Annotated in this window: 28 protein-coding genes and 1 pseudogene; 14 read left to right on the top strand and 15 right to left on the bottom strand. The window is 63.6% G+C overall.

Annotation, left to right across the window (positions count from 1 at the left end; translation table 11 throughout):
- From JQ632_RS39870 to JQ632_RS36295, 4 genes and pseudogenes are all read left to right on the top strand, one after another.
- Positions 1–100 (top strand): annotated as a pseudogene (locus JQ632_RS39870) (chemotaxis protein CheW); the annotation flags it as partial.
- Positions 101–172: 72 nt separating this feature from the next.
- Positions 173–538 (top strand): PleD family two-component system response regulator, encoded by a 366-nt coding sequence (locus JQ632_RS36305; RefSeq protein WP_008138864.1) that lies wholly within the window; start codon positions 173–175, stop codon positions 536–538.
- A gap of 78 nt (positions 539–616) precedes the next feature.
- Positions 617–1,804 carry a chemotaxis response regulator protein-glutamate methylesterase gene (locus JQ632_RS36300; RefSeq protein ID WP_212407514.1) on the top strand — a complete coding sequence of 396 codons (1,188 nt, stop codon included), beginning with the start codon at positions 617–619 and terminating at the stop codon, positions 1,802–1,804.
- Positions 1,801–2,673 carry a protein-glutamate O-methyltransferase CheR gene (locus JQ632_RS36295; protein ID WP_212407513.1) on the top strand — a complete coding sequence of 291 codons (873 nt, stop codon included), beginning with the start codon at positions 1,801–1,803 and terminating at the stop codon, positions 2,671–2,673. The genes JQ632_RS36300 and JQ632_RS36295 overlap by 4 nt, the downstream gene beginning before the upstream one ends.
- A gap of 170 nt (positions 2,674–2,843) precedes the next feature.
- Here the strand turns inward: JQ632_RS36295 and JQ632_RS36290 are convergent, their stop codons facing one another.
- The 5 genes from JQ632_RS36290 to ctrA all read right to left on the bottom strand — a co-directional run bounded on the left by JQ632_RS36290 (position 2,844) and on the right by ctrA (position 6,004).
- Entirely contained in the window at positions 2,844–4,004 is a 1,161-nt protein-coding gene (locus JQ632_RS36290; RefSeq protein WP_212407512.1) for a glutathionylspermidine synthase family protein, read from the bottom strand.
- Positions 4,005–4,007: 3 nt separating this feature from the next.
- Complete coding sequence (locus JQ632_RS36285) at positions 4,008–4,271, bottom strand: hypothetical protein (protein ID WP_212407511.1); 264 nt, start codon at positions 4,269–4,271, stop codon at positions 4,008–4,010.
- Between the two features lie 67 nt (positions 4,272–4,338).
- Entirely contained in the window at positions 4,339–4,737 is a 399-nt protein-coding gene (locus tag JQ632_RS36280; RefSeq protein ID WP_212407510.1) for a hypothetical protein, read from the bottom strand.
- A gap of 2 nt (positions 4,738–4,739) precedes the next feature.
- Positions 4,740–5,144, bottom strand: coding sequence for a DUF350 domain-containing protein (locus JQ632_RS36275; RefSeq protein WP_212407509.1), 405 nt, complete (start codon positions 5,142–5,144; stop codon positions 4,740–4,742).
- A 158-nt stretch (positions 5,145–5,302) separates the two neighbouring features.
- Positions 5,303–6,004: a response regulator transcription factor CtrA gene (ctrA, locus tag JQ632_RS36270; RefSeq protein WP_016848562.1), complete on the bottom strand. Its 702-nt coding sequence runs from the start codon at positions 6,002–6,004 to the stop codon at positions 5,303–5,305.
- A 390-nt stretch (positions 6,005–6,394) separates the two neighbouring features.
- Here ctrA and fliI point away from each other — a divergent pair, with 390 nt between their 5' ends.
- The 7 genes from fliI to JQ632_RS36235 all read left to right on the top strand — a co-directional run bounded on the left by fliI (position 6,395) and on the right by JQ632_RS36235 (position 13,828).
- A complete protein-coding gene (gene fliI, locus JQ632_RS36265; protein WP_212407508.1) occupies positions 6,395–7,720 on the top strand; it encodes a flagellar protein export ATPase FliI in 1,326 nt (441 codons plus the stop codon).
- A 121-nt stretch (positions 7,721–7,841) separates the two neighbouring features.
- Positions 7,842–8,261, top strand: coding sequence for a flagellar export protein FliJ (gene fliJ, locus JQ632_RS36260; RefSeq protein WP_212407507.1), 420 nt, complete (start codon positions 7,842–7,844; stop codon positions 8,259–8,261).
- A gap of 175 nt (positions 8,262–8,436) precedes the next feature.
- Positions 8,437–8,982: a sigma-70 family RNA polymerase sigma factor gene (locus JQ632_RS36255; protein WP_212407506.1), complete on the top strand. Its 546-nt coding sequence runs from the start codon at positions 8,437–8,439 to the stop codon at positions 8,980–8,982.
- A 188-nt stretch (positions 8,983–9,170) separates the two neighbouring features.
- Complete coding sequence (locus JQ632_RS36250; protein ID WP_212407518.1) at positions 9,171–10,079, top strand: anti-sigma factor domain-containing protein; 909 nt, start codon at positions 9,171–9,173, stop codon at positions 10,077–10,079.
- A gap of 262 nt (positions 10,080–10,341) precedes the next feature.
- Positions 10,342–11,307, top strand: coding sequence for an AraC family transcriptional regulator (locus tag JQ632_RS36245; RefSeq protein WP_249152786.1), 966 nt, complete (start codon positions 10,342–10,344; stop codon positions 11,305–11,307).
- 295 nt (positions 11,308–11,602) lie between these two features.
- Positions 11,603–12,529: a formylglycine-generating enzyme family protein gene (locus JQ632_RS36240; protein WP_212407505.1), complete on the top strand. Its 927-nt coding sequence runs from the start codon at positions 11,603–11,605 to the stop codon at positions 12,527–12,529.
- A gap of 57 nt (positions 12,530–12,586) precedes the next feature.
- Complete coding sequence (locus JQ632_RS36235) at positions 12,587–13,828, top strand: NAD(P)/FAD-dependent oxidoreductase (protein ID WP_212407504.1); 1,242 nt, start codon at positions 12,587–12,589, stop codon at positions 13,826–13,828.
- A gap of 4 nt (positions 13,829–13,832) precedes the next feature.
- Here the strand turns inward: JQ632_RS36235 and JQ632_RS36230 are convergent, their stop codons facing one another.
- From JQ632_RS36230 to JQ632_RS36190, 9 genes are all read right to left on the bottom strand, one after another.
- Entirely contained in the window at positions 13,833–14,843 is a 1,011-nt protein-coding gene (locus tag JQ632_RS36230; RefSeq protein WP_212407503.1) for an ABC transporter substrate-binding protein, read from the bottom strand.
- Positions 14,844–15,024: 181 nt separating this feature from the next.
- Positions 15,025–15,225, bottom strand: coding sequence for a hypothetical protein (locus JQ632_RS36225; RefSeq protein WP_212407502.1), 201 nt, complete (start codon positions 15,223–15,225; stop codon positions 15,025–15,027).
- Positions 15,226–15,516: 291 nt separating this feature from the next.
- Entirely contained in the window at positions 15,517–17,652 is a 2,136-nt protein-coding gene (gene flhA, locus JQ632_RS36220) for a flagellar biosynthesis protein FlhA (RefSeq protein ID WP_212407501.1), read from the bottom strand.
- Positions 17,653–17,992: 340 nt separating this feature from the next.
- Positions 17,993–18,292, bottom strand: a complete 300-nt coding sequence (locus JQ632_RS36215; protein ID WP_212407500.1) for a copper-binding protein — start codon at positions 18,290–18,292, stop codon at positions 17,993–17,995.
- An 11-nt stretch (positions 18,293–18,303) separates the two neighbouring features.
- Positions 18,304–18,765: a cupredoxin domain-containing protein gene (locus tag JQ632_RS36210; RefSeq protein ID WP_212407499.1), complete on the bottom strand. Its 462-nt coding sequence runs from the start codon at positions 18,763–18,765 to the stop codon at positions 18,304–18,306.
- 33 nt (positions 18,766–18,798) lie between these two features.
- On the bottom strand, positions 18,799–20,118 hold the full coding sequence (locus JQ632_RS36205; RefSeq protein WP_212407498.1) for a copper oxidase: 1,320 nt from the start codon (positions 20,116–20,118) through the stop codon (positions 18,799–18,801).
- A 12-nt stretch (positions 20,119–20,130) separates the two neighbouring features.
- Positions 20,131–21,552: a TolC family protein gene (locus tag JQ632_RS36200; protein WP_212407516.1), complete on the bottom strand. Its 1,422-nt coding sequence runs from the start codon at positions 21,550–21,552 to the stop codon at positions 20,131–20,133.
- A 21-nt stretch (positions 21,553–21,573) separates the two neighbouring features.
- Positions 21,574–21,858 (bottom strand): hypothetical protein, encoded by a 285-nt coding sequence (locus JQ632_RS36195; RefSeq protein ID WP_212407497.1) that lies wholly within the window; start codon positions 21,856–21,858, stop codon positions 21,574–21,576.
- A gap of 77 nt (positions 21,859–21,935) precedes the next feature.
- Positions 21,936–22,454 (bottom strand): hypothetical protein, encoded by a 519-nt coding sequence (locus JQ632_RS36190; protein WP_249152785.1) that lies wholly within the window; start codon positions 22,452–22,454, stop codon positions 21,936–21,938.
- 152 nt (positions 22,455–22,606) lie between these two features.
- On the opposite strand from JQ632_RS36190, the gene JQ632_RS36185 reads away from it, so the two are divergent.
- The 3 genes from JQ632_RS36185 to JQ632_RS36175 all read left to right on the top strand — a co-directional run bounded on the left by JQ632_RS36185 (position 22,607) and on the right by JQ632_RS36175 (position 25,564).
- Positions 22,607–23,797 carry an MFS transporter gene (locus tag JQ632_RS36185; RefSeq protein ID WP_312015703.1) on the top strand — a complete coding sequence of 397 codons (1,191 nt, stop codon included), beginning with the start codon at positions 22,607–22,609 and terminating at the stop codon, positions 23,795–23,797.
- Between the two features lie 866 nt (positions 23,798–24,663).
- Positions 24,664–25,005, top strand: coding sequence for a hypothetical protein (locus JQ632_RS36180; RefSeq protein WP_212407495.1), 342 nt, complete (start codon positions 24,664–24,666; stop codon positions 25,003–25,005).
- 139 nt (positions 25,006–25,144) lie between these two features.
- Positions 25,145–25,564: a hypothetical protein gene (locus JQ632_RS36175; protein WP_212407494.1), complete on the top strand. Its 420-nt coding sequence runs from the start codon at positions 25,145–25,147 to the stop codon at positions 25,562–25,564.
- Between the two features lie 159 nt (positions 25,565–25,723).
- Here the strand turns inward: JQ632_RS36175 and JQ632_RS36170 are convergent, their stop codons facing one another.
- Positions 25,724–26,125 (bottom strand): hypothetical protein, encoded by a 402-nt coding sequence (locus JQ632_RS36170; protein WP_212407493.1) that lies wholly within the window; start codon positions 26,123–26,125, stop codon positions 25,724–25,726.
- Between the last annotated feature and the right edge of the window lie 157 nt (positions 26,126–26,282).

Below are 26,282 nucleotides of genomic sequence, written 5' to 3'. Positions count from 1 at the left end.
CAAGCTCGCAGGCGGCGTCCACCGTCTCGACGGCCAGCTCATGGTCGTCCTCGACGTCGATCGCGTTCTCGAACTCGCGCCGGAGATGCTGGCGGCCTGAGCAGACGGCGGTCGGCGACGATCGCATCGCAATTTGGAAGTGTCCCGTTCGGGATAGGAAATAGAGGCTCACATGAGAACTTGTCTCGTCGTTGATGATTCCAGCGTCATCCGCAAGGTTGCGCGCCGGATCCTGGAAGGCCTGGATTTCCAGATTCTCGAAGCCGAAGATGGCGAGAAGGCGCTGGAAGCCTGCAAGCGTGGACTGCCGGACGCGGTGCTGCTCGACTGGAACATGCCGATCATGGACGGCTATGAATTCCTCGGCCATCTGCGCCGCATGCCCGGCGGCGACCAGCCGAAGGTGGTGTTCTGCACCACCGAGAACGACGTTGCTCACATCGCGCGCGCGCTGCATGCGGGCGCCAACGAATACATCATGAAGCCGTTCGACAAGGACATCGTGACGGCGAAGTTCCAGGAAGTGGGACTGATCTGACGCATACGTCCCACTCCGGAGCCTGAACGGTCTTCGGCGTTCGTTTCAAGTAGCCGTTTCGGTCGCAGTTGGTGAGTAATGAGTGTTGCGTTTGCAGGGAGTTCGTCGGTGAGCCCGTCGCGTGAAGGGCCGCTGCGTGTGATGATCGTCGACGACAGCGTCGTCATCCGCGGTCTGATCTCGCGCTGGATCGGCGCCGAGCACGACATGGAGGTGGCGGCTTCGTTGCGCACCGGGCTCGAGGCGGTCAACCAGCTCGAACGCATCAATCCCGACGTGGCCGTGCTCGACATCGAAATGCCCGAGCTCGACGGTCTGTCGGCGCTGCCGCAATTGCTCGCCAAGAAGCGCGACCTCGTCATCATCATGGCTTCCACGCTGACCCGCCGCAACGCGGAGATCAGCTTCAAGGCGCTCTCGCTCGGTGCCGCCGACTACATTCCGAAGCCGGAGTCGACACGTGAGGCGTCCGCCGCCGACATCTTCCACCACGACCTGATCCAGAAGATCCGGCATCTCGGCGCGCGCCTCCGCAGGAAGCCGGCGGTATCCAGCCCGCCGCTGGCTCCTGCGAGCCCGGCGCCGATCGCGCGCGAACCCGCCGGGCGTCCCGCGGCGCCGGCGCCGGTTGCACCGGCCGCCTCCACGCTGTCGCTGGTCAAGCGCTCGTTCTCGGCGCAGGCGCCGAGGGTGCTCCTGATCGGCTCCTCGACCGGCGGTCCGCAGGCGCTGATGACGCTGGTGACCGAGCTCGGTCCGGTGATCGACCGCTTCCCGGTGCTGATCACCCAGCACATGCCGCCGACCTTCACCACGATCCTCGCCGAGCACCTGGCGCGCTCGAGCCGCAGGCCGGCGCATGAAGGCATCGACGGCGAAACCGTGAAGCCCGGCCACATCTATCTCGCGCCGGGCGGCAAGCACATGCGCGTGGTGCGCTCCGGCGCCGACATCGCGATCGCGCTTGACGATGGTCCGGCCGTCAACTTCTGCAAGCCCGCGGTCGATCCGCTCTTCACCTCGGCCATCGACATCTGGCACGGCGGCATCCTCGCCGTGATCCTGACCGGCATGGGTTCGGACGGCATGCGCGGCGGCAAGGACATCGTTGCCGCCGGCGGCAGCGTCATTGCGCAGGACGAAGCCACCAGCGTCGTGTGGGGCATGCCGGGCGCGGCGGCCAATGCCGGTATCTGTGCCGCGATCCTTCCGCTCAATCAGATCGGATCCAAAGTCAATCGCCTGTTTGCGGGAGATCGTTCGTGACGCCTCTGGACTATGAGTTTCTGCGTAAGTTCCTGAAAGAGCGTTCCGGTCTCGATCTCTCCGCTGACAAGCAATATCTGGTCGAGAGCAGGCTGCTGCCGCTTGCCCGCAAGGCGGGTCTTTCCGGCATCCCCGACCTCGTGCAGAAGATCAAGAGCGGCGACGGAAAGCTCACGACTGACGTGGTCGAGGCAATGACCACCAACGAGACCTTTTTCTTCCGCGACAAGGTCCCGTTCGACCATCTGCGTGATACGATTCTGCCCGGGTTGATCCAGGCGCGCGCCGCGCGCAAGTCGCTGCGCATCTGGTCGGCGGCGTCGTCGACGGGACAGGAGCCCTATTCGATCGCGATGTGCCTGAAGGAGAAGGCTGCTTCTCTCGCCGGCTGGCGCATCGAGATCGTCGCCACGGATCTCTCGCAGGAAGTGCTGGAGAAATCCAAGGCCGGCGTCTACAGCCAGTTCGAAGTGCAGCGTGGCCTGCCGATCCAGTTGCTGGTGAAATATTTTACGCAGTCCGGCGACATCTGGCAGCTCAATGCCGACGTCCGCTCGATGGTGCAGTTCCGTCAGCTCAACCTGCTTCAGGACTTCTCTCATCTGGGCACGTTCGACGTCATCTTCTGCCGCAACGTGCTGATCTATTTCGACCAGGACACCAAGGGCGTGATCTTCGAGCGCCTGGCGAAGTGTATGGAAGCGGACGGCACGCTGCTGCTTGGTGCCGCCGAATCCGTCGTCGGCATCACCGACGCCTTCCGCCCCGTCGCCGACCGCCGTGGCCTCTACCAGATCAACCCGGCTCGCGGCGTACGCCCCACCGGCGCGCCGCTGTTCTCGGGGATGAAGGTCGCCGCGGCAAGGTAAGCTCTCTCGTCATTCCGGGGCGGCGCGCGAGCGCCGAGCCCGGAATCCATAGCCCCAGGGCTTCGAAATGGGCAGGGTTGACAGAGCCGGGCCGTTCTATCCGCTTGGGGCTATGGATTCCGGGTTCGCTCGCTTCGCAAGCGCCCCGGAATGACGACCGAATATGAAGCTCACAAAATCGCGTGCGGCAGGAAGCGCGAGCCGTTGCCGGTGATCGGACTTTCGTCCTCGCGGATCGACAGCCCGCACGGTTCGTGGTTCACCAGCCAGCTCCCCACCACCGCGTAGTTGCCGGAAAAGTTCGGCAAGGGCGACAGCGCCTGGCGCACAAAACCCTCGGCGCCATAGGGGCCGGTATGCTCATCGAGCGAGTGACCGCCCGAGACGAGCGTCACATTGGCGCCCTCGCGCGACAAGAGCGGCTTGCGCACATAGGAGCTGCCGAGCTCGGCTGCGCGCGGATCGTCCTCGAAGAAGGCCGGCAGCAGATTGGGATGGTTCGGGAAAGCCTCCCAGAGCAGCGGCAGGATGCCCTTGTTGGAAAGAACGGCCTTCCACGGCGGTTCGATCCAGCGCGTCGGGGCCGCGCCGAGCGTGGCGCCGAAGGCGTCGTGGAACATCCACTCCCAGGGATAGAGCTTGAAGACGGTCGCGATGTCGCGATCGCCAAGATCGACGAACCCGCCGCCGTCCTCGCGCCAGCCGATGTCCTCGATGTCGAGCAGCGTTGTCGATAGCCCCGCCTGCCGCGCGGTGTCCTCGAGATAGGCGAGCGTGCCGGCATCCTCGTCATTGCCGGTGGTGCCGGTGAGGTGCAGATGCTGGCCGGCGGCGATGTCCTTCCAGGCCTCGATCAACCGTTCGTGGATCGAGTTGAACTGGTCGGCGCGCGCCGGAATGATGCGACGCTCGACCGCCTGTTCGAGCCAGGTCCATTGAAACACCGCGGCTTCGAAGATCGAAGTCGGCGTGTCGGCATTGTACTCGAGCAATTTTGCGGGGCCATTGCCGTCGAACTTCAGGTCGAGGCGTCCGTAAAGACTGCGATCGTCGCGTTCCCAGCTTCCGGCGATCAGGTCCCAGAACGCGTTGGGGATTTTCAGGCGACGCAGCTGGCGCTCATCCTTGATGATGCGGCCGGCGAGTTCGAGGCACATCGCGTCGATCTCGCCGGTCGGCGCCTCGATGCCGCGTTCGATCTCGTCGAGCGTGAAGGCATAGTAGGCACGCTCGTCCCAATAGCGTTCGCCGTCGATGGTGTGGAAATCGAAGCCGCATTGCTCGGCGGTCGCCCGCCAGTCATCGCGCTCGGGACAGGTGATGCGCCGCATGCTCTAGCCGCCGCCGTGACCGCCGCCACCGTGGCCGTGGCCGCCGTGACCATGGCCACCATGTCCGTGCCCGACATGCCCGTGCACGCGATGCAGCGTGCCGCCGAAACCGCCATAGGTCGGACGGCAATAGGGTCTGCCGTCGATGCCGGGAACGGCGGTGAGGCCGGGCCCGCAATCATAGGGGCGCCGGACGAATCCCATCGAGACTGCGCCGACCGCGGCACTGCCCATCATGGTGAGCAAGACCCTTCGTGAGCGCTTCATGCGGCGGCTCCTCCTTGACGCTACTTAAGCAGACTGGGCTTGCGCGGTGAACTCACGGCTTCGCTCCTCAACCGCCGCCGGAGAAGCCGAAGCCATGCGCAAAGGAGCCGAAGCCGCCGCGCGTTACGCTGCCGGAGCCGCTGTCGGATGAACCGGACGAGGAATGGCTCGATGAGTCACTGCTGTAGTAGCTCGAGCGCGACGACCAGTGCGAGGAGCCGCCGCCACCACTGGAGGAACTGCGGCTGGAGCAGGCGGTCGACGATTGCGCAGGCGCAGCCATGCCGGGTGAGGACGGTTCGCAGTTCTGGCCTGGCATCAGCATGTAAGCGGTGGTGCCGACCGCAAGCGTGCCCATCACGAGTAACGCGACATGGCCGGAGCGCTTGACCGGCTCCTTGGACGGCGGCGGGAGTGGGGCGGGCCGCCGCTTGCCGAAATCCTTGCTGGGGCGCTTCTCGGCCATGGTCAGTAGATCATGCAGGCGGCGTTGAGGAGACCGGCGGCAAGCGAGGCGAGACCCAGCCAGATTGCCGGCGCAAGCTCGCCGGCCGCGATCCGTTCCGACAGGTTGGGCACCGGGACGCGCACCAGATAGAACACGATGACCTGGACGACCAGGGCGATGAACGCCCAGATCAGGCAGTCCAGTACGTTGGCTGCATGCGCGATGGCGCTGACCAGCGGGGCCACGAAGCCGAGCAGGCTCAGGCCGAGCGCGATGGCCGCAGCCGGATCGTTTTCGCGGATGAGCTGGAACTCGTTGTGCGGCGTGATGCGGGTGTAGACGAACAGATACGCTACGATCGCAACCAGCCCGGTGCAGAAATAGACCAGAAAGGCAGGCAACCCCGCCAGCGATTGCAAAATCATCGTTCCCCCTTGTCGGCGACCATTGGTCGGCGGCGGGAGGATAGCGGTTCAACCGTTAAGTGTTCGAGCCAGCCCCAAAAACGAAAACCCCGCCATTTGCGGCGGGGTCCAGTCGGGGAGGAGCAAGCCCCTCGGGGCTCGCGACAGAAGGAAGGGGATCAGGCGGGAATCCGCTCGTCGGCCTCGTGCGGCTCGCGCAGCACGTAGCCGCGGCCCCACACGGTCTCGATGAAGTTGCGGCCCTCGGAGGCGTTGGCGAGCTTCTTGCGCAGCTTGCAGATGAAGACGTCGATGATCTTCAACTCGGGCTCGTCCATGCCGCCATAGAGGTGGTTGAGGAACATTTCCTTGGTGAGCGTCGTGCCCTTGCGCAAGCTGAGCAGCTCCAGCATCTGATATTCCTTGCCGGTCAGATGCACGCGCTGGCCGCCGACTTCCACCGTCTTGGTGTCGAGGTTGACGACGAGGTCGCCGGTCTGGATGACCGACTGGGCATGGCCCTTGGAGCGGCGCACGATCGCGTGGATGCGGGCCACCAGCTCGTCCTTGTGGAAGGGCTTGGTCATGTAGTCGTCGGCGCCGACGCCGAGACCCTTGACCTTGTCCTCGATGCCGGCGAGGCCGGAGAGGATCAAAATCGGTGTCTTGATCTTGGAGACCCGGAGCTGCTTGAGCACGTCGTAGCCGGACATGTCGGGCAGGTTGAGGTCGAGAAGGATAATGTCGTAATCGTAAAGTTTACCGAGATCGACGCCCTCTTCCCCCAGGTCGGTCGTGTAAACGTTGAAGCTCTCAGACTTCAACATCAGCTCGATCGACTGCGCGACGGCGCTGTCATCTTCAATCAGCAAAACGCGCATGCCAGTTCCCCATAGTCGCCGCTCCGGGCGTCAGGTCGGCCGCATTCGCGGCACTCAACAAACGCCTTTGAACAACTGATTCGGATCCTGACTGGACATGGTTAACAAAGTCTGATTCCGGAACGCAAGACCTCGCGGTGCAATTTTTGTCGAATCGCCCTAAGATGTTGCGCAAGAAGCAGCTTTTGTCACCCAATCCCGTTCAAGCTCCACTTTAAGAGACGGGCCTAACCGACTCTTGCGACTCCCCTTCTTCTGAAGGGCGGCCGCTCAGTCACAAAGACAGTGACGCAATGATTAATGATGCGGGTAAACACGGAGTTAAGCGCCGTTCAGAAATATGGCGAAATTTAAGGGTTTCGCCATGAACGCTCTCTTGAAGGCGGTCCCATGAAGGCTCTGGCCGAGCAGATCGGCGATGTCGACGGGGTCAATATATATGGCCGCGTGGTCGGCGTGCGCGGCCTCATGGTGGAGGTCGCAGGCCCCATCCACGCGATGTCGGTCGGTGCGCGGCTCGTCATCGAGACCGGTGCCAGCCGTTCGATTCCCTGCGAGGTGATCGGCTTTTCCGGCAACAACGCTGTCGTGATGCCGTTCGCAGGACTCGAAGGCGTGCGGCGCGGCTGCAAGGCGGTCATCGCGAATGCCGCCAATCAGGTGCGGCCCTGCGCGGCCTGGCTCGGCCGTGTCGTCAACGCGCTGGGCGAGCCGATCGACGGCAAGGGGCCGCTGCCGCAGGGCGCCTCTCCGATGCCATTCCGCAATGCGCCGCCGCCGGCACATTCGCGCATGCGCGTGGGCGCCCCGCTCGATCTCGGCGTGCGCGCGATGAACACCTTCCTCACCTGCTGCCGCGGCCAGCGCATGGGCATCTTCGCGGGTTCCGGCGTCGGCAAATCCGTGCTGCTCTCGATGCTCGCGCGCAATGTCGATGCCGATGTCAGCGTCATCGGCCTGATCGGCGAACGCGGCCGCGAGGTGCAGGAATTCTTGCAGGACGATCTCGGCGAGGAAGGCCTCGCGCGGTCCGTGGTCGTCGTCGCGACCTCGGACGAGCCGGCGCTGATGCGCCGTCAGGCCGCCTATCTCACGCTCGCGGTCGCCGAATATTTCCGCGACGAGGACCAGGACGTGCTGTGCCTGATGGACTCGGTGACGCGCTTCGCCATGGCCCAGCGCGAGATCGGCCTGTCGGCCGGCGAGCCGCCGACCGCCAAGGGCTATACGCCGACCGTCTTCACCGAGCTGCCGAAGCTGTTGGAGCGCGCGGGTCCCGGCCTCGGCGTCGGCGCCATCACCGCGATCTTCACCGTGCTGGTTGACGGCGACGACCATAATGAGCCGATCGCCGACGCCGTGCGCGGCATCCTCGACGGGCATATTGTGATGCAGCGCTCCATTGCCGAGCGCGGCCGTTACCCCGCCATCAACATCCTCAAATCCGTCTCCCGCACCATGCCGAAATCGGCCGATCCCCAGTTCTGGCCGACGATCCAGAAGGCGCGGCAGGTGATGGCGACCTATGCCGACATGGAGGAGTTGATCCGGCTCGGGGCCTACCGGGCGGGCTCCAGCCCCGAGGTCGACGAGGCGATCCGGCTGCACGAACCGCTGGAGGCCTTCCTGCGGCAGCGCAAGGACGAAAGAGCCTCGCTTGCCGACGGATACCGCCAATTGGCGCACATCCTCAGCAATTTGGAAACGGAACGCTAACTTTGTCAGGCCATCATCCGCCTCACAGAGTAGCAAAGCCGGTCGGGGCCCAGGTTGTGGCCTATGGGGCGACCGGTGTTGTCCCACGTGCAGCTAGGGGACTTCTGGGGAGTATGAGTCGATGAAGTCACGTGAAACCCTCATCCGCCTGAAGAAGTTTCAGGTCGACGAGAAGCGCCGCAGGGTGGCCCAGATCGAAAGCATGATCGCTGACTTCCAGCGCATGTCGACCGATCTCGAGCGCGAGATCCTGACCGAGCAGGAGCGCGCCGGGATCAACGATCCCTCGCATTTCGCCTATCCGACCTATGCCAAGGCCGCGATCCAGCGCCGCGAGAACCTGACCCGCTCGGCCGACGAGCTCAAGGGCCAGCTCGAGGAAGCCAAGGCCGCGCTCGGCGAGGCCTTTGAGGAATTGAAGAAGGTCGAGCTCCTGGACGAGCGCGATCAGGCCCGCGAGCGCGCCGAGGAGAACGCCCGCGAACAGGCCGATCTCGACAGCATCGGGCTGATGCGCGCCCGCATGGGTGCCATCGCTTAAAGGCGCCGCAGGCCCACCAAGTTTCGCAAGTTTGAAAGCCCGGACCCCAGAGGTCCGGGTTTTTGCATTTGCTGTCCACAGTGTGGCCGTCCGCCCCTTTGTGGCGGGCTTGGCCGCGCGCTATGGTAGAAGCCCTCGCGAGGACTCGGCGGGGATCGCGAGTTTGGGGGACTGAATGCTGACGCCAGCAGAGCTGGTCTGGCTGATCGCGGCGGTTGCGAAGGGCGACGAGGCGGCTTTCGAGCGCCTCTACGGCGCCACGCGCGCGAAACTCTATGGCGTCGTGCTCCGTATCTTGCGTCGACAGGATCTCGCAGAGGAGGTCGTCCAGGAGACCTACGTCAAGATCTGGCATAGCGCCGGCCAGTTCAATCCGGCTCTGTCGTCGCCGATCACGTGGATGGCGTCGATCGCGCGCAACCGTGCGATCGATCTGGTGCGCAAGAAGACGGAATCCTCGATCGAGGAGGAGCCGTCGGCAATGGAGGTCGCGGCTGACAGCCCCGATCCCCTGGCGCGCCGGGAGATGACGGAGGAGCTGAAGCGGCTCCTGGAATGTGTCGGCCGGCTCGAGCCGGACCGTCAGAAGCTCGTGCTGCTCGCCTATTACAACGGCTGGAGCCGCGAGCAACTGGCCGAGAAATTTGCTGCGCCGGTCAACACGGTGAAGACCTGGCTGCGGCGAAGCATGATGGATATCCGGGAGTGTCTTGGACTTTAGTGGATCATGAGAGTGTACGAACCAGCGCAGCGTTCTCGCTTCACCTCTCCCGAAGGGAGAGGTCGGATTGCATCGCAAGATGCAATCCGGGTGAGGGGCTGCGTTCTCTCGTGGGACCTGAACCCCTCACCCGATTTGCTGCGCAAATCGACCTCTCCCTTCGGGAGAGGTGAAGGAAGCGGACGGTGATGGCCTATACGGAGGACCATATCGCGCTCGCCGCGGAATATGCGCTCGGCACGCTCGATGCCGACGAGCGCGCCCAGGTCGAGACCATGATGGCGGTGGACAAGGAGTTCACCGCGATCGTGCACGCATGGGAATTCCGGCTCGGCGTGCTGAACCAGATGGTCGGCTCGGTCGAGCCGCGGCCGATCGTGTGGGAGAATATCAAGGCCGCGATCGGACAGGCTGCGGCACCGCAGGAGCCGCTGGTGCTGCCGGAAGCGCCGTCGCCTCCGCCGCCGGTCGAAGAGGTCCGGCCGGTCGAGGGCGACACGATCCGCCAGGTCCCGATCGTCGACAACACCAACGTCGTCTATCTCGAAGGCCGCGTGAAGCGCTGGCGCAACATTGCCTCCGCCGTCGGCGCGCTTGCGGCGGCACTCGTGGTGATGATGGCGCTTCAGGTCTATCAGCCCGACGTGCTGCCGGGCGCACTCCGCCCCGCACCGCGCATCCAGACGGTCGAGGTGAAGACGCCCGCCGCGCCGCTCGCGTCGTCCTCGCAATATGTCGCGCTGTTGCAGGGCCAGAGTGGCGGTCCGGCCTTCATCCTCACCATCGACGGCGCGACCAAGAACTTCACGGTGCGCAAGGTCGGCGCGACGCCGGAGGCGGGCAAGAGCTACGAGCTCTGGCTGATCTCCGACAAGCTGCCGCGTCCGCGCTCGCTCGGCGTGATCGGCAACGGCGATTTCACCGCGCGCCCGGTGCTGTCCTCCTATGACGCCGACGTCATCAACGCCGCGACCTTTGCCGTCACCGTCGAGCCCGCCGGCGGCTCGCCCAGCGGCCAGCCGACCTCGGCGCCGTTATTTTCCGGCAAGCTGATCGAGACGGTCCCGCCGTCGCAGCCACAGGCACCGGCGAAGTAGCCCTCCTAGTCGTCCTGGCGAAAGTCAGGAGCCCATTACCCCTAACAGGGGGTGTGGCACTACTTGTGGCCACAGCGATCTGCCGACACGCGCATGAGGGGTAATAGTCCTGGATCGGCGCTCCGCTAGCGTTGCTTGTCCAAGACGACGTGAGGGCATGTCGCCCCAGTCCATATCGCCAGTCGTCCGGTGACAATCTCCCCCATTTGAACCTCTTTGCGTTTCGTTGCGTCAAATTCGCGCAACGAAGGGGCGAGAAACCATGCTGGACTCCACGCGGACACCGCGCATCTTCCACTACCAATATGCGGGGCTGCCGCGAGGCCAGGCCTTCGAGGAATGGCGTGGCCGGGCCTGCGGCCGTTGCGGCTTGGACGTTGTGCCGAGCCGCGGCGACACGATCGAGAGCCGGCTCCAGATCAGCCTCGTCGGCAACATCACGCTGGCGATTCCGGAAGGCGCCTCGGCGAAATTCTCGCGCACCCACGATGCTCTGTCCGATGGTTGCGACGATCTCGTGCTGATTGCCGCGCATGCAGGCAATGTCCACGCCCAGCAGAACGGGCATTCCATCGAGCTCGCGCCGTCGCAGATGGTGCTTGCCGACATGAGCGTTGCGGGCAGCGTCGGCCACACCGATGACGACCGCTTCACCAGCATCCGCATGCCGCGCAAGGCGCTGCTCGAGATCAATCCGCGCGCGGAAGACCGCCTTGCGCAGGTGCTCTCCGACGGTGCAGTCGCCGAGATGATTGCGCGCTACCATGCGCTTGCCGCCAACCAGGGACCCTATCTCGATGCGGTCGGCCAGCGTCTCACCGCACAGCACTTGGTCGATCTCGTCGGGCTCCTGCTCGGCACCGACGAAGAGCATGCCGCGCTTGCGCGCGGGCGCGGCCAGGCTGGCGCGCGTCTTGATCTGATGCGCGCCGACGTGATGGCCGCGCTCGACCGCAACGATCTCAGTCTTGCCGGTGTCGCCTCGCGCTGCGGCCTGAGCCCGCGCCAGGCGCAGCGCCTGTTCGAGCAGGCCGGCACGACATTCACCGAATTCGTGCTCGAGCAGCGCCTGCTGCTGGCGCGAAAACTGTTGCAGGATCCGCGCGCGCGGACGCGCAAGATCAGCGACATCGCGCATTCGGCGGGCTTCTCCGATCTGTCTTATTTCAACCGCGCCTTCCGCAAGCGCTTCAGCGCGACGCCGTCCGATTTGCGCGACGTGCGCTAATTTCTCCGCAATTTCCAGGTGAAGAAAATCCCGAGCACGCGGCGCGGCTGAAATCTGCGCGGGGATTTGGCTTTTGCATACACGGAAAAGTGCGCAAACTGTTCGGCGACGAGTGTGAATTGTTGCGTTGCGCAAACGGCCTGAAGCGCTCACACTGAAGCTAGGTCGTGTGGACAAGAACCAGGTACCGCGGCTCTCTCGCGGTGATGTTGATTGCCGCGGACGTCTGTTTTTCGAAGCACGTTTTTTGATCAAGTCATTTGATGGTCACGTCACCGTGGCCAGGAGGGGTATCATGGGCGGGAATTTCCACCGGCCGTTTGCCCTGCTCGCATTGCTGATGGTCAGTCACGCGGCACCGTCCGCGTCGGCGCAATCCGTGCAGCAGACCAACGTCGCGCTTGCGAATGGCAACGCTTCGGCACTCGAGCAGCGTCTTGCAAAACCGCTCTCCCGGCGCGAGGAGGCCGCGCTCCGGCCGCTCAATCGCTTCCGGGAGTGCACGCACTGCCCGGAAATGATCGTCGTTCCGGATGGCAGCTTCACGATGGGCGCTCCGGCCGATGAGACCGGCAGCACCGATGACGAGCGGCCGCAGCATCGGGTCACGGTGCAACGCTTCGGCGTCGGACGCATCCCGGTGACGTCGGACGAATGGAACGCCTGCGTGGCGGCGAAGGGATGCAGCCACGACGGCAAGATGAGCATCGGGCATGAGCACGATCCCGTTGCCGGCATCCTGTGGGAGGAGGCCAGCGAATATGTGCAGTGGTTGTCGCGCACCACCGGCCGGCCGTACCGGCTGCCGAGTGAGGCCGAGCGCGAATATGTCACGCGCGCCGGCACCACGACCGCGTTCTGGTGGGGCGACATGGCCGACCCGCGTCAGGCCGACGCCGCAAGCGCCGACTTGATTGCCGATGTCGGGATCGCCACCGGCATGACGCTGGCCTCGACGCCCCAGGGAGCCAATCCGTTCGGCCTGTTCGAGGTTCATGGCAGCGTCTACGACTGGGTCGAGGATTGCTGGCACGACAACTACATCGGTGCGCCTGCGGACGGTTCCGCCTGGATCGACGCCGATTGCCAAGGCCACGTCCTGCGCGGCGGCGCGGTCAGCCGTGCGCTCCAGACCCGCCGCTCGGCTGCACGAATCTGGTTTGGCTCACCCAACCGCATGAGCTATATGAGCGTGCGCGTCGCGCGGACATTGGGGCGGTAGAGCGCGATCCGGTTTTTAGAGAAGATCACGCCCAAACGATGAGCCGGACGGACAGGGATGTCGCGTATCGTTGTGCTCGGAGCGGGCTTCGCGGGGCTATGGGCGGCGATCGGAGCTGCACGCAAGCGCGATGAAGCAGGTTCAGCGGGGCGCGACGTCGAAATCCTCGTCATTGACCGCAACCCCTATCACAACATCCGCGTCCGCAATTACGAGGTCGATCTCCGCGAGGTCGCGATCCCGCTTCATAGGCTGCTCGACCCGGTCGGCGTGGTCAATCGCATCGGTGAGGTCGAAGCGATCGATCCCGCCAGGCGCCAGGTTTCGCTCGTCAGCGAGGGCGGCGATGAACTGCTGGCCTATGACCGCCTGGTGCTCGCACTCGGCAGCGAGGTGCCACGCCCCGACATTCCCGGTTTTGCGGATCATGCCTTCGACGTCGACACCTATACCGCAGCGCTTCGGCTCGACGATCATCTCGCGTCCCTTGGCCGCAGCGAGCCGTCGCCGGGGCGGAGCAACGTCGTGGTGGTCGGCGCCGGCTTCACCGGCATCGAGGTGGCGACCGAGATGCCGGACAAGCTCCGGCGCGCCGGCATCGCCGGCAGCCACCGCATCATCCTCGTCGATCCAAATCCGGTGGTTGGCGCGACCATCGGCGACCACGCGCGTCCCGTCATCAAGGAAGCGTTGTCGTCGCTCGAGGTCGAGACGCGCCTCGGCGAGCGCGTAAAGGCTATCGAGGCCGCGGGTGTCAGGCTGAGCTCCGGCGAGTTCATTCCCGCGCAGACCGTGGTGTGGTGTGCCGGCATGCGGGCGAGCCCGCTTGCGGCGGGCCTGCGGGTCGAGCGCGACCGCTACGGGCGCATCCTCGTCGATCCCTTCATGCGGGTCGCCGATCTCTCGCATGTCTTCGCCGCCGGCGACGTCGCCTCGGGCGTGGTCGACGGTCTGCATCCCACGGTGATGTCTTGCCAGTTCGCGCGCCCGATGGGCCGCTTCGCCGGCCATAACGTGGTCGCCGATCTCCTCGGCTTGCCGATGCTGCCGCTGCGGATCGACTGGTACGTCACCGTGCTCGACCTCGGCGCGTGGGGTGCGCTCTATACCGAGGGATGGGACCGCGAGGTCCACACCAGCGGGCAGGCCGCGAAAGCAACCAAGCAGACCATCAACCACAAGCGCATCTATCCGCCGCTCACCGGCAGCAAGGAAGACCTGTTCGCAGCCGCGGCGCCAACCGTGCAGGCCCCGCCGCCGACCTATGGGGCAACGTCAGCGCCGCGAAAGACACCGTAGCGCCTCATTCGATCACCTCGTCGGCGCTGGCCAGCAACGTTTGGGGCACGACGACGCCGATTTCCTGTGCCGTCTTCGCGTTGATCGACAGCTTGAAGCTCGTCGGCTGGCGGAAGGGCATCTCGGCCGGATTCTCGCCGTCCAATATCTGCGCAATCTGATCTCCGGCCTGCCGGAGCGCATCGTGCAGGTCGCGATAGTAGGCCATTAGGCCGCCTGCCACCGCGAGATCGCGAAACGGATACATCGCGGGCAGCCGCGTCCCGGCCGCGACGTCGATCAAGGCCTTGCTGTTCGAGAGGTGTTCAGGTTCATCCGACACCAGCAGAAGCTCGGCTCTTGCCGCTTCGACCTGAGCGACAGCTCGGGAATAGGCGGCGCCATTAAAGATGCTGCCAAGGTCAACATGAGTCAGGACGAGCTTCAACAACTGCGCCGCCTCTCGCACCGCCGCAGCCTGAGGCTGCTTCCAGGCGGATGAGGATGCAAGATACACAAGCCGCGACGCATCCGGCCTTGTCTCGCGCAAGAGGGATAATCGCTTGCCATGGAGGTCGATGCCCGCATCGATGGTAATGCCTGTCACGTTGCCACCGGGGCGCGCCAGACTGGCCGCGATGCCGGTGAGCAGGGGATCGCCCACGATGGTCACGATCGGGATCGTTCGCGTGGCGCCTTTCATCGCAAGCGTCATCGGATTGGCAGTGGTGAAAATGGCGTCCGGGTTGCTGCTTACGACGGTTCTGGCGATATCGGCATACCCATCCAATTGCCCTGCGCCCGAGTGGCGCTCGATGACTAGATTTTGCCCCTCAACGAAACCGTGTTTGGCAAGTTGATCGTACAGCGTCAGATAATATGAGCTGGTCTTCAGTTCCTCGATGGTGCGGCCGGGCGCGACGACTGCGATCCGGCGCTGTCGCTTCGACGGCTGGGCCTCCGCAACCGCGGGCCATGCACCAAGTGCGCCGGCGCTCCAGATGAGAAAGTCACGCCTTCGCATCGGTTCACCCATCGTTTCGGAACGAGCCTAGCAAATACGGTTGAAGCGTGGGACACCCCAAACGTGAGAAAGCGCCCGTGGGGGGCGGGCGCTTTCTGTAGTCGACTTGGGGTTGGGGTCGTCTACATATCCACGTGGCGACTTTGGGGGGCTGGTAAAGAGCCGCGTGAATTCATGAATTCCGTGAGATCTCCTAGCGTACCAATGACGCGTCCGAACTCGTGACAACGACCGGCTTGCCGGCCTTGATGACGCGGGCAGTCTGGGTCAGGCCTTCGTCCGAACCCGTACGTGCCGTGAAGCCGAGGCCCGCCACCGCGACACCAGCGAGGAGAGCGACGACCACGATCTTGAGATGGGTCGAGCGATCCGCGCTGTAGATCGAGTGGTTCATGGAAGCCTCCTGCCGCCATCTACCCGAAGTAGTCGCCAGCCCGTTCAGGCTGGTTCATGCTTCCGGTGCCCAACAACTTAGTATTGGGCGGATTCGTTCCCAAGAGGCGATCACAAGAGCGTGATAGAACTTGAAAATCCGCGATCAGAAAGTCGCGAATGTGAATATTTATTAAGCTATCTCAATTCGTTACGTCAGGCGCGCCGGTTCCTTGGGCAATTTGGCGGCCTGACCCCAAAAAGTCAAAAAGCAGTTGCCTGTGGCCGAAAAACACACGGTTTTTTAAGCAAATCAGATGCTTCCGACCGTCTTCAGCCGCGCGCGGGGATGGATTTCGGCCTGCGAGAGCACGGTGGTCTGGGCGCGGAACCGCTCGACCAGGGAGCGCACGAAGGGACGAATTGCCGCTGACGTGACCAGCACCGGCGCCTCGCCCTCGCGGGCCGCGCGCTCGAACGCCTCGCGTACGCCGGTCATGAACTCCGACAGCTTTGAGGGCTGCATCGCAAGGCTCCTCTCCTCGCCCTGGCCGATGATCGATTCGGCAAACGCCTGCTCCCACTTCGCCGACAGCGCGATCAGCGGCAGATAGCCGTTGTAGGAGGTGTTTTGCGCGCAGATCTGCCGTGCCAGGCGGGCGCGGACATGCTCGACCATGGTCGCGGGGTTGCGCGAGAAGGCGAGCGAGTCGGCGATGCCTTCCAAAATGGTCGAGAGGTCGCGGATCGAGATGCGCTCGGCGAGCAGCAGTTGCAGCACGCGCTGGATGCCGGAGATCGTGACCTGTCCCGGGACGATGTCCTTGACCAGCTCGCTCTGCTCCTTCGGCAGCTCCTTGAGCAGCTTCTGCACCTCGCCATAGGACAGCAGATCGGACATATTCGTCTTGAGCAGTTCGGTGAGGTGGGTCGAGAGCACGGTGGCGGCATCGACCACGGTGTAGCCCTTGAGCGAGGCCTCCTCCTTGAGGCTGGCATCGACCCAGGTCGCGGGCAGGCCGAAGGTCGGCTCGGTGGTGTGGATGCCGGGCACCTGAACCTGGTTGCCGCCGGGGTCCATGACCATGAACTGGTTCGGCCAGATCTTGCCGGTGCCGGCGTCGACCTCCTTGATCTTGATGATGTAGGTGTTGGCCTCGAGCTGGACGTTGTCGAGAATGCGCACCGCCGGCATGACAAAGCCCATCTCGATCGCGAGCGAGCGGCGCAGCGCCTTGATCTGCTCGGTGAGGCGATCGGTGCCGTCGGGGCCGTTGACCAGCGGCAAGAGCGCATAGCCGAGCTCGATCTTGAGGTCGTCGATCTTGAGCGCGGCCGAGATCGGCTCTTCCGCGGCGGCAGCGCCCGGCGCACCGGGCGTTCCGGCTGCGGGCGCGGCCTTGGCGGCCTCCTCGGTCCTGACGGTGGTCTGCTTGTGGTTGCGCGCGTGCCAGGCGAGCGCGCCGGCGCCGGCGCCGAGCGCGAGGAAAGGAATGGTCGGAATGCCCGGCAGCACCGCCAGCACGAGCATCACCGCCGACGACATCGCGAGGGCCTGCGGATAGCCGGAGAACTGCTTCATCAGCGCCTTGTCGGCGGCGCCGGAAACGCCGGCCTTGGAGACGAGCAGGCCGGCCGCGGTCGAGACGATCAGCGCCGGCACCTGGGTGACGAGGCCGTCACCGACGGTCAGCAGCGTGTAGCTGCGCCCGGCGTCGGCGAAGGAGAGGCCCTGCTGGGCCACGCCGATGATCATGCCGCCGACGATGTTGATGAAGACGATCAGAAGGCCGGCGATGGCATCGCCGCGGACGAATTTCGAGGCACCGTCCATGGCGCCGAAGAAGCCGCTCTCGTCTTCCAGCTCCTTGCGCCGCTCCTTGGCGACCTTCTCGTCGATCAGGCCGGCGGAGAGGTCGGCGTCGATCGCCATCTGCTTGCCGGGCATGGCGTCGAGGTGGAAGCGGGCGGCGACTTCGGCGATGCGGCCCGAGCCCTTGGTGATGACGACGAAGTTGACGATGACCAGGATGGCGAAAACGATGATACCGATGACGAAATTGCCGCCCATCACGAAGTTGCCGAAGGCTTCGATGACGTGACCGGCGGCAGCCGTGCCCTCGTGCCCGTGCGACAGGATCAGACGGGTGGAGGCCATGTTGAGCGAGAGGCGCAACATCGTCGAGATCAGCAGGATGGTCGGGAATGCGGAGAATTCCAGCGGCGTCTGGATGAACAGCGACGTCATCAGGATCAGGATCGAGAGCGTGATCGAGATCGCCAGGAACAGGTCCAGTACGATCGAGGGCAGCGGCAGGATCAGCACCACCAGGATGGTGAGGATGCCGAGCGCCAGCGCGATGTCGCCGCGCTTGAGGATGTTGCCGATTTCGGAGAGGGAGGGGATGCCGGGCTTGGGGGGGCCGACCCCCGCAGTGACGTCGACCATGGTTGCTGCTTCCCCCCGCGTATTCCGCCCACGCGCGCCAAACGTCTGCGCGGCGGCCGATGGGCCACCGTTCCGAAAGTGAGGCACCGCACTGGCGTCCACGGGGGTTCTCCCGTTCTACGCGGCCGACGACACTCGACTTCACGCGGCAATTTTTGCCCGGTGTATGGTTAGCAAAGGGTTAACGGGGGGTGCGGCAGGAGGTCAGACCGGGGGTGTTTCTGGTCGTCATTCCGGGGCGCGCGAAGCGCGAGCCCGGAATCCATCGTGCCGCGACGGTCGTGGGGACATGGATTCCGGGCTCGCGCCAAGAGGAGCGCCCCGGAATGACCAGGGTGGCCTACTTCGCCTTCTGAATCCGCGTCACCGTGTACCCCGACGCCGCCTCCTCGGCCTCGAAAGTCACCTTGTCGCCGACCTTCACCTGCTTGAGCATCGCAGGGTCCTTGACGCGGTAGACCATGGTCATGGGCTCATCCATGCCGAGGCTCTTGGCGGGACCGTGCTTGAGCGTCAGCTTGCCGGCCGCCTCGTCGATCTTCTTGACCTCACCGCTGATGGAATCCTGCGCGGCCATGGCGCCGGCGGTCAGGCCAAGCGTCAGCGTGAACGCTGCGGCGATACGCGTGATGTAATTCATGGGTCTTTCCTTCATTTCACGGTGACGCGGCCGACCATGCCGTAGTCGCGATGGTCGGGGATCAGGCAGGAAAACTCGAATGTGCCGGCCTTGGTGAATTTCCAGACGATCTCGGCGCTCTTGCTCGGTGCGAGCCGCACCCCGTTCGGTTCGTCGTGCTCCATGTGCGGGTGCTTCTTCATCACCTCGGCGTGCTTCAGGTTTTCCTTCGTGGTGGCGAGCAGGAATTCGTGGTCTTCCCGACCGACGTTGCGCAGCACGAAGCGAATTTGTTCGCCGCGTTTGACTTCGATCCTGGAGGGCTCGTAGGACATCTCGCTCATCGCGATCTCGATGGTGCGCGACGGCTTTTGTGGATCGCCGGGCTCTCCGGCCGAATAGTTTGCGTGGCCGTGATTTTCATGCGCGCATGCGGGCGTGGCGAGAGCCACAAGCGCACGCAGCGCGAGGCTAAGGGTGGTGAACTTCTTCATCTTCTTCTCCGTTTGGGGGATCGAAACGCTGGGTTACATCTTCTTCGTCGGCGCCTTGCGCGCCGGCTCCGCCGCCGGTGCATCGACCTCGTAGGCGACGGTGCCGTGCGGGAATTGGTAGGGGCCGGGATCGCGAAAATCGTCACGCGCCATCTCCTCGCGGATCTTCATCACCGTGAACATGCCGCCCATCTCGATCGGGCCGAACTGGCCGGTGCCGGTCATCATCGGCAGCGTGTTATCGGGTGCAGGCATCTCCATGTTGCCCATCGCCATGCCCTTCTCGCCCATCACCATCGCGTCGGGCGCGAGCCGGCCTACGGCGCGCGCGAGGTCCTTGCGCGATACGCCGATCAGATTGCGCATGTCGTGACCCATGGCATTCATGGTGTGATGCGACTTGTGGCAGTGAAACGCCCAGTCGCCGGGGTTGTCGGCGACGACGTCGAATACGCGCACCGCGCCGACGGGAACGTCGGTGGTCGTCTCCGGATATTGCGCGCTCTCAGGAATCCAGCCGCCGTCGGTGCAGGTCACCGCAAAGGCGTGACCGTGCAGATGGATCGGATGGTTGGTCATGCTGAGATTGCCGATGCGCACGCGCACCTTGTCGCCGAGCCGGACCGGCAAGGGATCGATGCCGGGGAAGACCCGCGCATTCCAGGTCCACATGTTGAAGTCGGTCATCTCGTTGACCTTCGGCAAATAGGTGCCGGGGTCGATGCGGTAGGTGCTCATCACGAAGACGAAGTCGCGGTCGACGGCGCGAAAGGTGGGATCGCGCGGGTGCACGACGACCATGCCCATCATGCCCATCGCCATCTGCACCATCTCGTCGGAATGCGGGTGGTACATGAAGGTCCCGCTCTTCTTCATCTCGAACTCGTAGACGAAGGTCTTGCCGGGCTGGATGTGCGGCTGCGTCAGCCCGCCGACGCCGTCCATGCCGCTCGGGATGATCATGCCGTGCCAGTGCACGGTGGTGTATTCGGGCAATCTGTTGGTGACGAAGACGCGGACCTTGTCGCCTTCGACGGCTTCGATCGTCGGCCCCGGCGACTGGCCGTTGTAGCCCCAGAGATTGACCTTCATCCCGTCGGCGAATTCGCGCACCACCGGCTCGGCGACGAGATGGAATTCCTTCCAGTCGCCGTTCATGCGGAACGGCAGGCTCCAGCCGTTGAGCGTGACCACGGGCCGATAGTCCGGTCCGCTGGCGGGATGCAGAGGCGGCTGCATCGTGACCTTGTCCATGCGCGCAGCTTCCGGAATGGATGCGGCCTGCACGCGGCCGCTGATCGCACTCGCGCCTGCAAGTGCCGCGCTTCCCAAAAATCCTCGACGGGAAAACATTCTTGTCTCCGTTCAGTGGCCGCCGGCGGGCGCTGCCGCGGCTACGTTTGTCGGATTGTCGCTGCCGCCCGCAGGCGAGCCGCCGCCATTGACGGCGGTCTGAAGCTCGGACTGCGCGAGCAAGAATCTCTGTTTGGCATCGATCGCGCCGCGCAGCGAGGCGAGCCGTTGCCGCGCTTCGGTGAGCAGTGCGAAGATATCGACCTGCATGCTGGAGAAGCGGAGCTGCATCTCCTCGGTGATGATTTTTCGCAAGGGCACGATCTCACGCTGGTAGTGGCTCGCGATGTCGTAGCAGGAGCGATAAACGCGATAGGCATCGCGCGCCTCCGAGCGCACGTTGACGGCGCGTTCGGTCAGGCGATTGAAGGCGAGATTGTAGGTCTCCACCGCCTGGCGGACGCGCACCTCGCCGCCGTCGAAGATCGGGATCTGGAACTGCACGTCAAACCCGCGCTCGCGGAACGGTGCGCTTTCGGGATCTTGCGTGCGGCGGCCGATGCCGGCGAGATCGAACAGCGTCACGAAGCGCGTCGCCTCGGTGAGGTTTTGCGCCTTTGCAAGCGCCGTCAATTCGAGCCGCGCGATCTGCAGGTCGATCCGATGCGCGACCGCGTCGGCCTCGATCGAGGGCAAAGTGAGCGGTCGCCGCGGCAGCGCCGGCAACTGGTTCGGAAGGCGGAAGTCGAGGCCGCCGTCCCACAGGCCCATCAGCCGCGCCAGCCGCTCGCGCGCGCTCGTCGCCGCCTGCCGCGCGGTCGCGAGATCGGCGGTGGTCTCGGCATAGAAGACCTGCTCGCGAGCCTGATCGAGCTTGTTGATCGATCCGGTCTCGCCGAGTTTCACCGCGAGCTGTGCCGTCGACTCCGCCGTCGATTTTGCGTCCGTCAGCAGCACCGCCATCTCGTTGGCGCCGACGCTGCGGACATAGGCACGCCGCACGTCGGCGGCGAGCCGCAGCGTCGCCAGGGCCGCGCGCAACTGCGCCTGGCGGAAACGGTCACGCGCGATGTCGGAGCGGAACGGCAATGTCGCCAGCGCGAGGATGTCGCCGACCACCTGGCGCTCGATCTCGCTCGCGCCATTGCCGGCGATCCGCGAGACGGAGAATACGGGATTGGGCGGTAGGCTCTCCGCGACGAGATCGGTCTCGGCCAGTGCGAGCTCGTTATAGGCCGCCTGCAAACCCTTGTTGTTGAGGAGCGCGACCTGCACGGCAGCGTCGGCACTCAGCGTGCGCGCGAGTAACCGGCGGACGTTGTCATTGACGCTCTCGGCGCCTTCAGCCGAACGAACGAAGGCGACGTCCTTGTGAATGGTCTGGCTGGTCAGGTCGGCGACAACAGTCATGCCGCTGTCAGGCGAGAACGCTGCGCACCCCGAAAGTGCAAGCGCCGACAGGGCGAGCAAGGAGCACGCGAATCGGTGTGCCATTTTGTAGTTCATGGCGTGCTCCTACCGGTCCGGCTTTTGCGGCGCGACGCTGTCATTGCGATCGTGCCACGGGGCAGGCGTTGCAGGCCGCAGACTGCTGTAAGGCGCAGTTGTCGAGTGGTAGCCGACGGGTGCGACCTTGGCCCCGGGATCGGCGGGGTCCGCGCTTGCAAGCGGCGACGTGGTCGCGGGCATGCAGCCCGACAACGCGATCGCGACGGTGGCCAGAACCGGCCAATGGAATCCAACGTGCCGCCTGCGTGCCGGATGAGCGGCGGCGAGCCTCGCCCCGAAAAGCGTATTCATGAGCAGTCCCTGATCTGTCTGATAACCATGGGCACGCGCGCGCCAAAGCGCGCACCGCCGCACGTCATGAGGTCAGGTCAGGCGATGGGAGGGCGGTAGAGGAGGGGAGGCGTTGCGTCGTGCACCAGCGAGGCGACCTCGGGGGCGCAGACCGACACCGGCTGAACCGGCTTGGCAATGCTCGGAAGATCGGCCGGAAGTGCGGTTGCGCACATCATCGCGCAACAGGGCCCGGGCGCGGTTTTGCCGTCGTGCTGATGCGGAACCGGCGTCTCCGGCGCGCTCGCATGGTGATGCGCGTGGATTGCGGCGTGATCGTGTGCCGAAGCGCCGTGCATGTGGGTTGCATCGGCGTCGTGCGCGTGAATCACCGCCGCAGTCACCTGCGTGTCATCATTCAGGCATGGCGCGGCGTTCCCCGTCGCCAACGCGGCAGCGGGCGCCAGGACGCAGAACAGATAGGCGGCTGCAATCAGCCACCCCATCCGAATCCGCATCGATCGCGTTATCAGTGAAAACATCCGCCCGAACTGGTCATTGCACGGCAATCGTGCACGCGCATCTTGCAAGGTAATCGCAAAGCGAGGTTTCGCCAAGCAATTCTTACTGCAGCGCACCGCGCATGCCTATTATCGCGTCATGATGCTTGACCGCAAGGCTGTCAGCGAAGAAGTTCGCGACCGTGCACGCACCAAATCATCCCGGACAACGACCATCTGCTTTCACCCCTGACTCGCGTCAGGCCTGGGTGCGGCTCGTCATCGCACTGCTGATCGGCTCGATCGGTGCCGTCGGCATGTGGGCGGTGGTGGTCGTGATACCCGTGGTGCAGGCCGAATTCGGCGCCACGCGCGGCGCGGTGTCGCTCGCCTTCACACTCATGATGTTCGGCTTCGGTCTCGGTGGCGTCATCACCGGCCGGATCACCGATCGCGTCGGCATCGTGCCGGCGATGGCGATCAGCATCGCCTTCCTCGGCGTCGCCAACGTGCTGGCGGGGCTGTCGACCATGCTGTGGCAGTTCGTGGCGGTGTATTTTTTGATCGGACTCGGCACGTCGGCGACGTTTGCGCCGCTGATGGCGGAGGCCTCGCACTGGTTCGAACGCTATCGCGGGCTCGCCGTCACCATCGTGGCGAGCGGCAACTATGTCGCGGGCGCGATGTGGCCACCGATCGTGAATTTTGGCACGGAAACCATCGGCTGGCGCATGACCCATATCGGGATCGGCATCGTCTGCGCGAGCCTGATGGCGATCCTGGTGCTGCTGCTGCGTGCCCAGATGGGCGACGACCAGGTGCGCAATCACGCCAACGCCCCGCCGCCGCGCGTCGATCTCAACCTCTCCACCAACACGCTGACCGTGCTGCTCTCGATCGGGAGCATCTCCTGCTGTGTGGCGATGTCGATGCCGCAGGTTCATATCGTCGCCTATTGCGGCGACCTCGGCTACGGCGTGGCGCGTGGCGCCGAGATGCTGTCGCTGATGATGGCCTGCGGCATCGTCAGCCGGATCGGCTCCGGCTTCCTCGCCGACAAGGTCGGCGGCATGCGCACGCTGCTGATCGGGTCGATCGCGCAGTGCTTTGCTCTGGTGTTCTATTTGTTCTTCGACGGCCTCACCTCGCTCTACCTGATCTCCGCGATGTTCGGCTTGTTCCAGGGCGGCATCGTGCCGAGCTACGCGATCATCGTGCGCGAGGCGATGCCGGCAAGCCAGGCCGCGACGCGGGTCGGCATCGTGATCTTCGCGTCCGTCTTCGGCATGTCCTTTGGCGGCTGGATCTCCGGCGTGATCTTTGATGCCACTGGCTCCTATGCCGCGGCGTTTGCCAACGGGGTCGCCTGGAACGCTCTCAACATCGCGATCGTGGTGATGCTGTTGATCCGCGCAAGGATGAACTCAGCGAAAGCGGCCGGCCCGGGCTTTGCGACTTGACGCCGGGGCGATCTCGACGGCCCCTTCCACCAAAATCGAAAACAACCCCATGCACAGTAGGAAATGCTGGAGCCCTTTCCGTTCCGATGGAATCGGCAAGGGGCTCTAGATTCTTGTTTTGACACGTTTTCTTGATGCGAAACGGTTTGCATATCGCGGGAAGGCATGTTCTGATTATTTCAGAAATACGGATTTACAGAAAATAACTTGACACGTCGGCCAAATCAGGGGTAAAAGAGCATCATCGCGCAAGTTGCGAGATTTACGGACACCCGATGCGCCTGTTCTTCCACTTGCTGGCCGGCCTGCTCAGCGCCTTAGGCGTCATTGCAATAGGTGTTTTTAGTCACGAGGCGATACGGCCTTTGTTCGTGGTCGTTTGGACGCCAGCAAGCTGGCTGGTTCGGCTTTCAGACGTGCTATGTCCACCGACAGGCGTAAGGTGCTTTCTGGGGGCGGTCAGCCAAGGCGCACATCATCTTTGGTTTGGGCTCTGCCTACTTGGCTTTTGGTGGGTTGTTCTGTCGTTTGCGATATGGCCGCTCTTCCGTTTACGTCGTTCTTCCGCCGGAGGATCAGACTCCTATGACGCGGACTCATTAAGCCGCAGGCGCAACCGGATTGACGTGAGTTGAATAAATGCAAGGTAGTTGGCGGCGAGCCTGTCGTGGCGCATGATTTGAGCCCCCAGTTCGGGAGATTGAATCGCGGCAGTCCGGCCAAACGCAACACTCCTGGCCCGCGCTTACAGAGAGGAGCGGACATCAACCAGCCCTCAATCTCCGGCAAGACGGTCGAAAATGACTCGTTGCAGACGCCGGTCGACGCTGTCATTTTCCCCGGAAGGTGTGGGAAGGATTAGATGGATGTCACCGAAACGGCTCCACGACAAATACAAGTCTCGCATCTTGCAGCCGGAAGATAGTGGAGACGCCGCTTTAATAAACTTCATGGCGGCCAATGGCGAACGTGGCACGGTCTTTCACGTGCTAGGCCACATTTTAGAGCAGTACGAAGACATCTACACCGTGCTCATCGATGACCGCTCGGTTGTTACTTTTGAGATTCCGCGCACTGCTGGGGCGCTGGCCGTCAAAGAACTCAGTGTTTTCTCTCTTAGTCAATATCGTGACGAACTAGGCCAAGGGAAGCCTCGCATACGCTTGGATCGAGCGGCGGAAGATGCACGAAAACTCCTCATCAAATGAGCAGGATTGCGCGATCAGTTGGCAGCCTGCTCCAAAAGGCAAACGTCCGCTTCTGGGCGGACCGAACCGCCGCTTATGACCCACCGCGGACATTTATTTCGGAATTGACCCAGATCGTCAAAGTCATCAAACTTTGCCCATGATCCAGTCGACAGAACCCGCCTTCGATGCTTCCGAGTACGCCATCCTTCGTGGAATTGATAAACAATTCCGCGCTAAGGGTTGGGCCAGTCATGTGACAGTCGATTACCTATTGCGGGAGTGGCGCGCGCTTTCCGGTACGGTGGGCCGATACAGCTTCACCATTGACGACTACACGAACGATCTCACTGCACGCGATGGGCTCGAGCTTGTGCTCGCAAATTGTCAGGGGCCGCTTCACGCCAAGCTTCATGCTCACATAACGCGATCCGACGAGATATTTCTTACCGGGACCGAGCCGGACACTGGTGAGAGTTTGGGGCAATTCTATCGCGTTGACGCTTCGTCAGGATGGTGGTGGCGGCGCAAGCCAGCGACAGGTCCTCTGGCAGAGTACCTGAGCGACCAGCGCCGCTGAGAACTACGGAAGTTGGTGTGATGTCGGTTCGTGGCACATCGCTTCCGTTAGAGCGTTGCAGCGATATGTCTGGGATCGGGGATAAACCGGAAGCGCCCGGCCGTTGGTCAAAAACGCGCTTTTGACCCAGAGCCGACACAAAGAGCCGGTTCCGTCCAATTATGCCAGTTGGACCGTTGCGCGACGCACAATGATCCGCTCGCCTTCTTCAAGATACTTGAGCTCGTCGTTGTACTCGCTGTGGACCAGCCAGATGTCTACCGTCCGCCCCTTCACCTCCCGCTCGCAAACGAGGATTCGCCCCTCTTTCAAGCCAGTGAGTAGATCGAGGTAGTCGAGTTCGATGTAGTTACCACGAGCATCGGCGAACATAAGATTATCGTGCGTATGCCAGGGCATGCCAAGAAAACCGATCAGGCAGTCTTCCTCGCGTTCGGCGTTCTCAACGCACAGAACTGCGTCACGGCCGAGATCGACCTCTATACGATGATCGTTATCTAGTCGCACTACCAGGCCGATCTCTCGGCATAGCTGGTTAACAAGATCGAGGTCGTAACGCATGGCAGCGCACCAATCACTTATCATGCAGCTTCATCATTGGGGCCGCTGTCGTAGCAGATCTGGCGCGCAATGTCGTCTTGTGGCCGATTTTGTTGCAGAACTGTCTTGAGGAGCCGAGCGAACCGTGATTCCGTCGAGGTGAAGCGGCCATCGACGG

The sequence above is a fragment of the Bradyrhizobium liaoningense genome (assembly GCF_018130955.1).
GTDB lineage: Bacteria > Pseudomonadota > Alphaproteobacteria > Rhizobiales > Xanthobacteraceae > Bradyrhizobium > Bradyrhizobium liaoningense_C.
This window is presented reverse-complemented; position numbering and strand designations above follow the sequence as displayed.